Genomic DNA, 13772 nt, shown 5'->3' with positions numbered 1-13772 from the left:
CACTTGTACTTTACTCCCACAAACGGCTATACGTTATAGAAGGAGTTTTTCAGTGCTACATGGAGTTGTACACGGGGTTTCTGATTCGTGAAGACAAGGAGTATATGACATGAGATGACGCAAGGAAGGCACTCGATGTCAGGATGTAGATCTCTAAACGAGGCAAAGGGGCCTCGTTTTTTGTTACACTAAAGAATGACGATCCGAAGACCAATGGTTTAACTATACATATAAATCTTTCAAAAGATAAAGGAGACGATATAGATGACTGCGAACCGCTTACAAAATGAAAAATCCCCTTACCTCCTACAACATGCGACCAACCCCGTCGATTGGTACCCATGGAGCGAAGAAGCTTTCGCTACAGCAAAGCGAGAAGAGAAACCGATCTTCCTCTCCATCGGCTACTCTACTTGTCACTGGTGTCACGTGATGGAACGTGAATCGTTTGAGGATGACGATGTAGCTGAGCAACTGAATCGGGATTATATTGCGATCAAAGTGGACCGCGAGGAGCGTCCTGACATTGACCAGATCTATATGACGGTCTGCCAGGCCCTTACGGGTCACGGAGGATGGCCCCTAACGGTGGTGATGACACCGGACAAAAAGCCGTTCTTCGCCGGTACGTACTTCCCAAAGAAGAGCCAGCAGGGGATGCCGGGCCTGATGGATCTTCTGACACGTATTAGCGATGTGTGGAACAACGAGCGGGAGAAGGCACTGGAATCGGGTGAGAAAGTTACAGCCGCCATTCGTGCGCATGCCAAAGAGGAGCAAACGGGGGAACTCTCACTTGACTTGGCGCACTCCGCCTACGAACAATTGGCGCAGCAGTACGACTCCGCTTACGGTGGATTTGGACAGGAACCGAAATTCCCTCGCCCCCATGATTTTCTCTTCCTCCTCCGTTATTGGAAGCAACATGGGGCGGCGGATGCGCTGGCCATGGTGGAAAAAACATTGACGGCCATGCATCAAGGTGGAATATATGACCACCTTGGCTATGGCTTTGCTCGCTATTCGGTGGATCGTGAGTGGCTGGTTCCGCATTTTGAAAAGATGCTTTATGACAATGCGCTTCTCGCTATTGCTTACTTGGAAGCTTACCAAGCGACAGGGAAGTCAAACTATGCTCAGGTGGCTGAGGAGATTTTCACCTATGTGCTAAGGGATATGACCTCGGAGGAAGGTGGTTTCTACTCGGCGGAGGATGCAGACTCTGAAGGGGTGGAAGGGAAATTTTACGTGTGGACGCCTGATGAGGTCCATTCTATCCTGGGAGAAAGAGATGGCGACCTTTTCTGCGAGATTTATGATGTTACGCCCGATGGGAATTTTGAAGATGGCACCAGTATCCTCAATCGTATTCAAGACCCACTACACGCGATTGCCGCTCGTGAAGGGATTAGCGAAGAGGAAGTAGAGGAACGCCTCAAGCAAGCACGGGAGAAGCTCTTTCAAGCAAGAGAAGAACGGATCCATCCGCACAAGGACGATAAAATTCTTACCTCTTGGAACGGGCTGATGATTGCCGCACTAGCGAAAGGGGCACAAGTGTTAGGAGAGGAACGCTACGCAAAAGCGGCCAAGCGTGCGGTTCATTTTATCGAGGGGCATCTCCGCCGAGAAGATGGACGACTGTTGGCGCGGTATCGAGATGGTGAAGCGGCTTTTCCAGCCTACCTCGATGATTATGCCTTCTATACTTGGGGTTTATTAGAGCTATATGGTGCAACCGGAGAAGTGAAGCACTTCGAACACGCGCTTACCGAAACAAGGCACATGTTGAACCTCTTTGGGGATGAAGAGCAAGGAGGATTGTTCTTCTACGGTCATGATGCGGAGGCACTATTGACGCGACCCAAAGAAATTTATGATGGTGCTGTTCCTTCCGGAAACTCGATTGCTGGTCTTAACCTGGTACGCTTGGCTCGTATGAGTGGCGATGCTACACTCATGCAGGAAGCAGAGAAGCAATTAACTGCTTTTGCCACGGGTGTCGACCAGAGTCCGATGGCGTATACAGCCTATCTACTTGGATTGCAATTGCATATGGGCAATACGCAAGAGATCGTCTTAGCGGGCCAATGGGGGGAGACCGGGATGGAGGAGATGAAACGCGTGATACAGTCTCGTTATCTTCCTCATGCGGTTACGCTGTTTCGGACCGACGAAACGGAAGAGTGTCTTGCCCAGATCGCCCCTTTCACCAAAGAACAGCAGGCAATAGAAGGGCAAGCGACGGCGTATATCTGTGAAAACTATACGTGTCAAGCGCCTGTGACAACGTTAGAGGAACTAAAGGAGAAACTAAGCTAGTCAAGGACCTCATGCCTAAGGAGAGAAAGGAAAATGGAAGACTATCAGGTCATTGCAACCAAATTCCGTGAAATCAAGAGCACGCTTACCTCGTACTTTGTGCGTGTGCTTCCCGACTATCAACTGACACCTGTGATGATGTATACATTGGAGTTGATCCAACGTGATCCTCATGTGCGTGCAGTCGATATTGCTCAGGAGTTTGGCATATCACGCGCGGCTGTTACGCAACTACTGGATAAATTAGAGGAGAAAAAGCTAGTAGTAAGAAAACCTCATCCTACCAGCAGGCGCAGCTTACAAATTGAAATGACAGAGACAGGCTTGGAATTGGTCGAAAAGATATTTGCAGCTTATCAACAGGAAGTGGAGAAATTGTTTGTTGATTATAGCAAAGAGGAACTGGAACAACTGCGAGTATTGTTGGATAAACTCCCTTTTCAACCGAGAGTAGAGGGAGATTGAAGGTTAAAATCCCCCAAAAAGAGAAGAATAATCGATAGCAGATGCTAATAAAAGGAGGGCGACGCTCTCCTTTTTTTGTGATGAAAAGAGGAGGAAGAACCTTGACACTTAGATTCATATATTGTACTGTTTAAATTATAAACAATAAAATATATGAACATGTTCTCGGTCAAGCTGAACCCTTAATCGATTGGCTAGTCAAAGAGGGAGGATTCTCCACTCAAACACGATCGTGGCTATCCACTAGAAGGAAGTTGACTGGGATGGCAGGATATTTACAAAAATCATGAACAGAGGAGAGAATCAACGATGTCTAAAGTAGCCATTATTACTGGAGCGAGTAGTGGAATTGGGCAAGCTACTGCCCTTGAATTAGCAAAATCAGGTACTTCCCTTATGCTAGCGGCTAGACGAGAGGAACGGTTGCAAGAATTGCAACAAGAGGTTGAGGCCCAAGGAGGCAAGGCTTCTTATCAAGTGACGGATGTCACCTCGTCGGAGGCCATGGAGTCCTTAGCCAAAAAAACAATGGATACGTTTGGTCGTATCGACATCTTGGTCAATAATGCAGGAATTATGCCCCTTTCCCTCTTAAGCACGCGGAAAGTGAGTGAATGGGAGCAAATGATTGATGTAAACATCAAAGGTGTTCTCTATGGCATCGCTGCCGTTCTTCCTTATATGGAAAAGCAAAAATCTGGGCACATTATTAATGTTTCCTCCATCGCGGGACATAAAGTAGGCCCAGGAAGTGCGGTGTATAGTGGAACCAAGTATGCCGTGCGTGCGATATCGGAGGGATTACGTCAAGAAATGAAATTTGGGCAAAACATTCGTACGACCATTATCTCCCCAGGAGCAGTTGCGACGGAATTGCTTAGTACAGTAACAGATGAAACCATATTGAACATGATGAAAGACCGATACAGCGATGTAAAAACATTGGAAGCACAAGACATTGGTAGAGCGATTGCCTATGCCGTCTCGCAACCGGAACATGTGGATGTAAATGAGATCCTTGTTCGTCCCACGGATCAGCAGACGTAATAATACGCGTATGTTTTGTAACGAAGAGCGGGTTGGCTGAAACCAGTTGAACCCGTACACCCCAGCTTTGAAGGAGAAGTTAATAAATGGATAATCAAGTCGCGCTGATCACGGGATCTGGTAGAGGGATTGGGCGTGAAGTTGCTTGCATGATGGCAGAAAGCGGGGCAAAAGTTGTCGTTTCTGATGTGGATGTCGATCCAGCGAATGAAGTGGTGAGTAGCATCAAAGAGAAAGGGGGGCAAGCGGTTGCCATTAGTGGAGATATTACGTCTCCTGACTTTGTAAAAGAACTGATCTCTAAAACGATCGAAGCGTTTGGGAAGTTAGATATATTAGTAAATAATGCTGGTTATCGGTGGGGGAATTCGATTGATGAGATGAGCGATGAACAATTTCAGGCTATGTTAGACGTTCATCTCGTTGCCCCTTTTCGTTTGATTCGCGAAGCAGCCCCTTATCTTCGAGACATTCAAGATGAGCAGAAGGGAGTCGGACTCTACCGCAAAATAGTGAATGTCAGTTCGATTACGGCCATGATGGGTAACCCGGGGCATGTTAATTATGCTTCGGCAAAAGCAGGTTTACATGGTTTAACGAAAACAGTAGGACGTGAATGGGCACCATATCGTGTCAACTGCAATGCGGTAGCAATGGGAATGATTGAAACTAGACTAACGCAATCCCTCGAAAAGGGTGAGGTGTCTCAGGGGGTTCCTGTTGGGATCCCCGAGGAAGAAATAAAAAGAGCTGCCGTTGTGATTCCCCAAAAAAGGGGAGGAACTACGCTGGAAGCAGCTCAGGCTGTTTATTATTTAGCTTCTCAACAGTCCAATTATATAAATGGACATGTGTTAAATGTAAGTGGAGGATTTTATGTGTAAAAAGGAAGAAAAACAGAAGCAGTGAACAGTAACAAAAGAGGTGTTTTTATGGGTCAAGTGATGTGCATTACGGGTGCGTCTTCGGGAATTGGCTTGGAGACAGCGTTGTTGTTTGCCAAGAGAGGTTGGAGTGTATACGCGGGGACAAGAAATTTGGAACGCGATCAAGCGCAATACAGTGAACAGGAAAATCTTCATTTTGTCTACATGGATGTGACGGAAACCGCATCCCTGCAAGCGGTGGTGGACTCCATTCAGAAGGAACATGGAAGGCTGGATGTCCTCTTCTGTAATGCAGGTTTTGGTGGCATTCGTACATTGGGTCAAATTCCAATGGACGAAGTTCAGCGCATGTTTGACACCAATGTTTATGGAGTGATGCGCAGTATCCAAACGGCGCTCCCGTTATTGAAAGAAGCAGAGGCTGGCCATGTCATTGCCACTTCCAGTGTAGGTGGATTAGTGGGGCAACCGCTAAACGAGATTTACTGCTCGACTAAGTTTGCGGTTGAAGGGCTATTGGAAAGCTTAGCTACTTATTACAAGCCTCACTTCAATATTGATGTTACGCTATTGGAGCCGGGTGCCGTAGCCTCTAGTTTTGGGGATACCGTTCTCGGTGATGTGGAGAAAACGGGTGGCATCCTTGAAGACGAATACAAACCGGTAGTGGATCGGTTTTTGCAGTTTTTCAGAGAGCGAAATGCAGAACCTCAAACATCGGAAGAGGTAGCAGAAGTGATGTGGGAGTTGGTGCAACAAGAGAAGAAGCCTGTCCGCATTCGTACTTCTGAAGCAGCAGATCAGTTTGTGCAACATAAAGTGGCAGCAGATCCTGATGGCACCCAAGGAGTATCGGCAACGAGAAAGTTTCAATTGGGATGGTAAGAGAGGAAGTTGAGTGAACCCACCTCAAGAATGATTGGAAGATGGGTGAGCGGTTTCTCCTTGAGAGAAAACTCTCCGAATCCACCGGCTATTAGAGAAGTTTACTTTTAAGGAAGTGGGATGTAATCCCGTTCAATAGATAAACAGGGTCCTACGCTTACCTACTCGGGGAAGCGTGAGGACCCTGTTTTTTTATTCGTCGCCCGACTTTTCTTTTTGCAGGGCAAATTCTCTCTTATACTTATGAGCATTGAAGCGAACCAAATAACCAGATGAGTGGAAGATACGATACGCTTTTTCTAAATAGCCTTGTTCATCCAGCCACTTTAGCCCTTTCGCGATGGCTTCGTCATCGGTTGTTGCTTCAAGTGGTTCGTCGTGTAGCGTGCTTGCATCTTGATCGTATACCGTTATGTGATACATCGTGATTTCCCTCCTCCTTTTCTATTATAGCAAATGATGAGGGAAATCTTCCCGAAATCTTCTCCTCGTGGGCCAAAGGAATTATGTCTGACTTACCACCTTTGTTTCTGCCGCTTCGACCTCGTTGTACTTAACGGTCTGGTAGGAGAGAGGAAAATCCATTTGGATATCGTTTAGCGCTTCTTTGCAACGCTTCCGCAGCTCACGTTCGACGGACCATTGGCACATGTTTTTTGTTCGACAGATGATGCGGATGATGGACTCGTTGGCATTTAGTCCTTGTAATCCCAAGACATCGGGTCCTTCTAGAATTTCAGGGATTTCCTGTTTCGCTTCGTTACACGTTTCTTGTAGGGTAAACATCGCTTTATCAATGTTGGCGTAGCGAGGGATGGAGAGATCGATCAACGCCCGCATGTTGCCACGGGAATGGTTGGTTAGTGATTCAATCTGACGATAGGGGACATAATGAATATCACCACTGAAACCACGAATCTTTAATACTCTTCGTTTCTTCGCTTCGACTATACCGGAATGGGAACCAATGGTTACGTACTCACCTGTTTGAACCTGATCCTCATAAGAAACAAAAAATCCTGTTATGACATCGGCTATTAAGCTACGTGACCCTAAACCGATAGCAAGGGCAAAGGTGATTCCTATTATGGTAACAACGGTAAGGAGAGCAGAGGTTTCTACGCCGAATGCAGAGAGGAGGGCAACAACGATGACAAATAAAAATGCATAGCGTACGAGGCGTCTAGTGAATGTGAGGAGAGAGGCCAATTGTGTAGATGCAGCTTTTTGCTGGTCGAAATTACGTTTGATCAGACGTTTGGCGATGGATTGGGTGAGAGAATACAGGAGCACCACTCCGAGGACATAAAGAGCTGGAATAATAAATGGTACTACATCTGCCCACCAAGAAGGTTGTAGAGATTCTAGAAAATCCATACATTGTCATCTCCTTTCGTAGAGGAGGGTAAAGGAACCTTGTTACCCATTATACGCACGTGTCTTGAAATGTTCCTTATTAAAAAGGAGTCACATAAAAATATTGATGGATTGATTTTTGGTCAAAAAGCGTTTAATATATGGAATGGGTTTATTATTGTTCGTTATTGAATGATTTAGGAGGGGTATAATGGCCGGTTTATTTGGTTTGAAGGATAAAAAGACGAACATTAGCACCGAATTGCTTGCAGGAATGACTACCTTTTTAACGATGGTTTATATCGTGGTGGTCAATCCAGCCATATTACAAGAGGCTGGAATGGATTTTGGAGCCGTCTTTGTAGCAACGGTTCTGGCATCCGTCATTGCTACATTGATTATGGGCCTGTTTGCAAATTATCCGATCGCGATCGCTCCAGGGATGGGGCTGAATGCTTACTTTGCCTACAGTGTTGTGGGACAGAGTGGGATTAGCTGGGAGGTAGCACTGGGAGCGGTATTGGTAGCGGGCTTGTTGTTTGTGCTCCTTAGTTTGACGTCCTTTCGTGAGCAGTTAATTAAAGCGATACCAGACAGCTTGAAATATGGAATTACAGCGGGCATTGGCCTATTTATCGCATTTATCGGGTTGAAATCTGCCGGGATCATTGTAGGGGATGAAGTGAATTTGGTTGGTTTAGGCGATTTTCATGATCCGATGACGGTATTAAGTTTGCTGGGTTTATTCTGTACGCTTGTTCTCTTTACGTTTCGGGTACCGGGTGCTCTGTTTATTGGGATGGTGATCACGGCGATAGTGGGTGGCTTTATGGGCTTATTTGTTGCTCCGGAGCAATGGGTCTCTGCACCACCTAGTTTGGCACCAACATGGGGAGCGGCTATCACCTCACTTCCGGAGGTGTTTTCACAAGGATTGTATGCCGTTGTGTTTGCCTTTCTTTTGGTTACTTTATTCGATACGACCGGCACGATGATCGGAGTGGCAGAACAGGCAGGCTTAATACGAAAGGATGGATCATTCCCTCGAATGCGTTCAGCACTCTTAGCTGATTCGGTTGGGATGACCGCAGGAGCTGTGTTGGGGACAAGTCCAACCAGCGCGTATATTGAATCGTCGACAGGAGTTGCAACGGGAGGCAGGACGGGACTAACAAGTGTAGTAGTAAGTGGGTTGCTTTTAGCGACACTCTTCTTTGCCCCAGTTGTAGGAGCCGTCGCCAGTGTTCCAGCGATTACGGCGCCTGCCTTGATTATCGTGGGTTGTTTTATGATGAACGGATTAGCCAAAGTGAATTGGGGTCAGTTTGATGAAGCTTTTCCTTCTTTTATTGTCATGTTGAGTATGCCATTAACATTTAGTATTGCAACGGGCATTGCCTTTGGATTTATCACGTACCCACTTTTAAAAGTGGTGCAGGGACGCTATCGAGAAGTGCATCCGCTACTGTATCTCTTCATGGTCCTGTTTCTCTTGCAATTGATTTTTTTGCCGGAGTAGAAGAGATGGCGGGTTAAAAATATATTTAGTGGTTCCATTAATGAAAAGGGAAAAGAAAATAAAATACTTACCCATGAAAGCGACCGAAGAGGGTGTTGGGTAAGTATTGAGGTAACTTTGTGAATGTTTACTGAAGGGATGATGAAAAAGATCTTCCCTTCTTTTTTGTATACGTATGGTGAGAATGAAGTGCTCGAGCTAGATACTTTCTTTCTCTATGAATGGAAGCAGTATCAGGAAGGTTTTTTATGATGGATCATAATGACCAGTTATTTTACTGTGATACAAAGGCATCGGAGAGTGGTATAATCGATGACGGAAAATGATTTGAGAGTAGGATAGAAGAGAGAAGGTTGATGGTAGATGGTGAATCAATGGTCCCAGCGCCGCTTTATTATTTTGATCCTGATAGTGGCAGCGTCAGGATATACGGAAGGACTTTTGCTCCCATTGCAGGCAACAATATTAGAAAAGCAAGGGGTGAGCTCCAGTCTTAATGGGCTGAACACCATGTCTTTATACTTGGGGATTCTAGCGGTGATTCCCTTTTGTAGTTGGGGTGTACGGCGGTTTGGTTATCGTAGATTAATTGTTGCTGGGGCAGGGATAATGACCATCAGCACCCTCTTGTTTCCTCTATGGACGAATATTGGGGCATGGGTGTTTCTTCGTTTTCTTGTGGGTGTAGGGGATAGTTTGTTGCACTTTGCCACTCAGTTATGGGTTTCCTTGTCTAGTCCAGCGGAGAAAAGAGGAAAAGTCATTGCGCAATACGGTCTAGCGTTTGGCGTTGGATTTGGTCTGGGTCCGATTGGAATGAATCTCATTGTTTGGGGTGAATGGGTTCCGTTTGTTGTAACTGCTGTTCTTCTCTTAGGGGTTCTCATGCTTTCCATGACGCTGGATGAACCTGTTTCAGCCAAGCGTGAGGAGACGAAGACGGAAGAAGATCAACAGAAGCAGGGCAACAAAAACTTTGTATGGATTTATCGTCTAGGATTCATTGGTTTGACTTCTACATTGATCTACGGCTTTTTAGAAGCGTCCATCGCGGGAATATATCCGATATATGGATTGAGAATGGGGCTTTCGCAAGCGGGTATATCCATCATGATCGCAGCCTTTATTTTTGGTAGTTTCCTTTTTCAATTACCGCTAGGTCTTTTGTCTGATCGATATGGTCGTAGACACATCCTATTGATTGTATCGGTGGTCGGCATGTTGGGGATGTCTTTGATCCCTGTCGCCCATGACTTTCCGTTGGTGTTGTTCTTTCTCTTTCTAGGAATTGGCGGCTTCGTGGGTTCGCTGTACTCCCTAGGACTATCGTACCTAGCAGATACGATACCACCAGCTCAGTTACCAGAAGCCAATGCAATTGCTTCAGCGCAATTTGGTATTGGAAGCATGATTGGTCCTCTTATAGGAGGACTTTTGATTCAATACATGGGTGGGGGAAGCTTGTTTTATTTTCTTTCCATCGTATTTGGCTTGTTCTTCCTTCTCATACTTGCTTTTCGACCGCAGTCTTCTGCTTCCTGGGAAGAAGATTTATCCGTTCCGGCTACCCAAAGGGCTGATTGAGGAAGGTGAATATGGCGCTAGATGATCAACAAGGCTCTCTTTCATCGGTTATTCTTTGAACCAATGAAGGAGAGCCTTGTTCGTGTATCATGGAAAGGGGAGATTGGATGTTTTTATAAGCTGGAAAAGCGGGCACACTTTTTTCCCACATGATGTTTTTCATCGATCGATGGATACTATACTCTTGAGAAAAAACCTATGGACAGCTTGAAGCAGATAAAGAACTCTCCTACTTAAAGTGGTTCTCTGCTTGCTCTAGAATATCTTTCCCTAAGCGCTCACTGCGACCGTTGGAGTTTTCTATCTCTTTGATGACGTCGACGGGGAAGATTTTTTCGAGATCTTTTCCATAATTGGCGCCATCTTGTGGAAGGTAGTGTTGGGCGACTTGATAGGTTCCATCGCTTAATTTCTCAATAACAAGAGCGAGCGGGACACTGGCACCAGATCCTTCCATGAGTTTGCCTTCCACCTCTGTATATTCCATGGTTTGTACCCATAGGTAGACAGATAGTTGCTTTTCTTTTATTTCTGATCCAAGCACATCGTACGCGGTAAAGACGGTACCCCCTTCACTCTGGATACCAATATGATGAACGATATAGTCGTTAAGGTCGACGTGCTTCAGGATCTCTTCAGGTTTTTCTGTGGTGATAGGTTCCTTAGAAGGAGCATTGCCTGCTGGGGAGGATGGTTCTGTTGCTTCTTGACTAGCACCACAGCCGGTGAGAATGATCAGTATAAGTGCAGTTATGACGAAGTATGAGATGGATCGATTCATCAAATGAGTAAACCTCCTTCTATGCTATCTTTATTTTACCGAATGCTGCGACGAAGTAACAGGGGAAAAGCAAAATAGTTGCATAAACCTGCAAAAAACACCGAAATTCCTGGTTGTTCATAAGATAATTAATGAGTATAGCAATGGAAACTCTTTTTTGAAGTATTTGTTGGATTGAAAGTCGGATGGTCATTCAGTAAACTGAGAAGTAAATCGTGGGAAAGAGATAATAAGAGGGGAATTAATAGCGAATGAGTGAGCATAAATGGGTCATGAGGAATTATAATCCTCATGTAGATGAAGAAACAATCGCTGATTTTCATATCGCGTTATTAATGGAACATCATCAGCTGTGGGCACAGATTATGGGAGAACCCTATGCGCAGAACGATTGGAAAAAGAAGATGGAAGAGAATCGAGAAAGGGAAAAATGGGCTCAAGAGCTACGGATGAAAGGGTGGGATTCGCATTGTCGTATGTGGGTCTTCACTCACCCTGAAACAGAAGAGATCATCGGTTTTCTCTTTGTTGAGATACGAAAAGACCATCTTACTTTTGAGCAGAGTGGCGTAATCAACGAGATTCATGTCCACCCCGACTATCGGGGGCAGGGGCTTTCGCGTGAGATATTACAATGTGGAGAAAATTGGTTTCGTGAGAATGGAGTTACCCATAGCCAAGTGTTTGTAACGAGCAATAATTTGGCGGCAGTAAAGTTGTATCGCTCATTTGGTTATGAGGTGGCTGATTACCGCATGATGAAGAAGGAGAAGGGACCGACAAAGTAGCCGTATTTAGTCGGATGAGGGTTATACCTTATTAAGATGGTTTCGCTCATCTCCTTCAATTGATTTCCCTGGAAGATGGATCAAATCTGCTTGATCTCCCGAGGGATAAGCCAATGTAAAGATGAAAAATCCCAGTCAGTTTCATGACTGGGATTTTTGTTAGATCGATTCGCTCACTATCAAGTGAAGATCACGATCTTGTGTATCTTTCTTCCATTAACCTCTCTTGCCACCTTGCTTTGCGACACGTTTCCGTTCGTTTTTCGCCAAGATCCGTTTGCGAATACGGAAAGACTCAGGAGTTACTTCCAAGAGTTCATCTTCGGCGAGATACTCCAACGCGTCGTCCAAAGATAAGTCTTTGGGAGGCTCAAGACGGAGCGAGTCATCCGAACCAGAAGCACGGAAGTTGGTCAGCTGTTTCTTCTTACAAACATTGACTTCCAGATCCGATTCTCGAATATGTTGGCCGACGACCATGCCTTCATACACTTCGGTACCAGAAGGAATAAAGAGCGTCCCTCTTTCTTGGGCGGCATGGAGACCATAGGAGTTGGCTTCACCGGGTTCCCAAGCGACAAGTGACCCGTGGCTACGGGTTTGAATGTCACCGGTGTAAGGGATGTAACCGGCGAATAAGGTGTTAACCAATCCTTCCCCGCGGGTAGCTGTCAGGAATTGTTGCCGGAAGCCAATCAGACCACGGGTGGGTACGTGGAAGGTGTAATGGATGAGTCCATTATCCCGTAGCTGCATATCTTGCATTTGCCCTTTTCGTTGTCCTAAGAGCTCGACAACAGCACCTTGATAAGCTTCACTTACTTCTACTTCAACCGATTCGTACGGCTCATGCCATTTGTCTTCGATTTTTTTCAAAATGACTTCGGGCTTGCTCACCTCGAATTCAAAGCCTTCTCGGCGCATGTTTTCGATGAGAATTCCCAGATGAAGCTCTCCTCGACCAGAGACATGGAAGCTATCTGGGGAGTCAGTGTCTTCTACTTTTAAGGCAACATCGCGCTCTGATTCGATATAAAGGCGCTCCCGTAACTTACGTGAAGTAACAAACTTGCCTTCGCGTCCAGCGAAGGGGCTGGTGTTAACGCCAAAGGTAACCCGCAAGGTTGGCTCTTCAACTTTGATGCGTGGCAAGGGACGTGGATCTTCCGCATCGGCGATGGTGTCACCGATTCCCACATTACCTAAACCGGTGAGGGCGATGATGTCTCCACTAGTCGCTACGTCCACTTCTACCCGTTGCAACCCTTCATGGGTGAAGACTTGAGCGGCTTTGACGGGCAAATGGCTTCCATCCTCTGTGATATGAATGAGGGATTGATTTTTGGTAATTTGTCCACTGTTTAAGCGACCAATCACGATTTTTCCTTTGTAATCATCGAATCCCATTAGAGTGGCCTGTAATTGTGTCGGCTCGTCGGGGGCTACTTCAGGGTGGGGCAAATAGCTAACGATTTCCTTGAAGAGCGGTTCCAGACTTTCCGTGAGTTCATCGGGCTCTAGGCCAGCTGTTCCGGCAATCGCACTGGTATAGATGACCGGGAATTCAGCTTGTTCTTCGGTTGCACCAAGATCAACAAATAAGTCGAAGGTGGTATTGATGACATAGTCGGGACGTGCATTGGCACGGTCAATTTTATTAACGACGACGATCACTTTATGTCCGCGGGATAACGCTTGACGGAGCACAAATTTGGTTTGTGGCATGGGTCCTTCGACGGAGTCGACGAGTAGCAAGACGCCATCTACCATGTTCATGACACGCTCTACTTCTCCACCGAAATCTGCGTGACCCGGTGTGTCAATAATGTTGATTTTCTTCCCTTGATAAGTAATGGCGGTATTCTTCGATAAAATCGTGATCCCGCGTTCCCGCTCCAGGTCATTGGAATCCATGACACGTTCGTCTACTTGCTGGTTATCGCGGAAAATACGACTTTGTTTCAGCATAGCGTCGACGAGGGTCGTTTTTCCATGGTCGACGTGTGCGATGATAGCAATGTTGCGAATATCTGTTGGTTTGATCATATACATGTAGGCACGCCGGTTTACGCGCGCCCACCTCCCTTGTATTAAAATCGCTCAGCACAAGGCTGAGAGGTTGATTGCCGTCCGAAAAT

Annotated in this window: 12 protein-coding genes; 8 read left to right on the top strand and 4 right to left on the bottom strand. The window is 46.0% G+C overall.

All coding sequences use genetic code 11. The features are described from left to right. The first annotated feature begins 264 nt into the window (after positions 1–264). From AC6RGY_RS14260 to AC6RGY_RS14240, 5 genes are all read left to right on the top strand, one after another. Positions 265–2322 (top strand): thioredoxin domain-containing protein, encoded by a 2058-nt coding sequence (locus AC6RGY_RS14260; protein ID WP_499864041.1) that lies wholly within the window; start codon positions 265–267, stop codon positions 2320–2322. A gap of 33 nt (positions 2323–2355) precedes the next feature. Continuing rightward, entirely contained in the window at positions 2356–2787 is a 432-nt protein-coding gene (locus tag AC6RGY_RS14255; RefSeq protein ID WP_499864039.1) for a MarR family winged helix-turn-helix transcriptional regulator, read from the top strand. Between the two features lie 309 nt (positions 2788–3096). Then, entirely contained in the window at positions 3097–3834 is a 738-nt protein-coding gene (locus AC6RGY_RS14250) for an SDR family oxidoreductase (RefSeq protein ID WP_499864037.1), read from the top strand. A gap of 86 nt (positions 3835–3920) precedes the next feature. Continuing rightward, the gene (locus AC6RGY_RS14245; RefSeq protein ID WP_499864036.1) at positions 3921–4718 is read left to right on the top strand and encodes an SDR family NAD(P)-dependent oxidoreductase; all 798 of its coding nucleotides are present in this window, start codon (positions 3921–3923) and stop codon (positions 4716–4718) included. A gap of 48 nt (positions 4719–4766) precedes the next feature. After that, positions 4767–5606, top strand: a complete 840-nt coding sequence (locus AC6RGY_RS14240) for an SDR family oxidoreductase (protein ID WP_499864035.1) — start codon at positions 4767–4769, stop codon at positions 5604–5606. A gap of 192 nt (positions 5607–5798) precedes the next feature. On the opposite strand, the gene AC6RGY_RS14235 is transcribed toward AC6RGY_RS14240, so the two are convergent. Continuing rightward, complete coding sequence (locus AC6RGY_RS14235; protein ID WP_499864033.1) at positions 5799–6029, bottom strand: YhzD family protein; 231 nt, start codon at positions 6027–6029, stop codon at positions 5799–5801. Between the two features lie 81 nt (positions 6030–6110). Then, a complete protein-coding gene (locus AC6RGY_RS14230; RefSeq protein WP_499864031.1) occupies positions 6111–6983 on the bottom strand; it encodes a mechanosensitive ion channel family protein in 873 nt (290 codons plus the stop codon). 190 nt (positions 6984–7173) lie between these two features. On the opposite strand from AC6RGY_RS14230, the gene AC6RGY_RS14225 reads away from it, so the two are divergent. After that, entirely contained in the window at positions 7174–8481 is a 1308-nt protein-coding gene (locus AC6RGY_RS14225) for an NCS2 family permease (RefSeq protein ID WP_499864029.1), read from the top strand. A gap of 363 nt (positions 8482–8844) precedes the next feature. After that, positions 8845–10065 carry an MFS transporter gene (locus tag AC6RGY_RS14220; protein WP_499864027.1) on the top strand — a complete coding sequence of 407 codons (1221 nt, stop codon included), beginning with the start codon at positions 8845–8847 and terminating at the stop codon, positions 10063–10065. 229 nt (positions 10066–10294) lie between these two features. Here the strand turns inward: AC6RGY_RS14220 and AC6RGY_RS14215 are convergent, their stop codons facing one another. After that, positions 10295–10846, bottom strand: coding sequence for a hypothetical protein (locus AC6RGY_RS14215; protein WP_499864025.1), 552 nt, complete (start codon positions 10844–10846; stop codon positions 10295–10297). 251 nt (positions 10847–11097) lie between these two features. Between AC6RGY_RS14215 and AC6RGY_RS14210 the strand changes: the two genes are divergently transcribed. Beyond that, the gene (locus tag AC6RGY_RS14210) at positions 11098–11634 is read left to right on the top strand and encodes a GNAT family N-acetyltransferase (RefSeq protein WP_499864023.1); all 537 of its coding nucleotides are present in this window, start codon (positions 11098–11100) and stop codon (positions 11632–11634) included. A 216-nt stretch (positions 11635–11850) separates the two neighbouring features. Here the strand turns inward: AC6RGY_RS14210 and typA are convergent, their stop codons facing one another. Continuing rightward, positions 11851–13686: a translational GTPase TypA gene (gene typA / locus AC6RGY_RS14205; protein WP_499864021.1), complete on the bottom strand. Its 1836-nt coding sequence runs from the start codon at positions 13684–13686 to the stop codon at positions 11851–11853. Positions 13687–13772 lie beyond the last annotated feature (86 nt).

This window comes from Mechercharimyces mesophilus (assembly GCF_059818345.1).
This window is presented reverse-complemented; position numbering and strand designations above follow the sequence as displayed.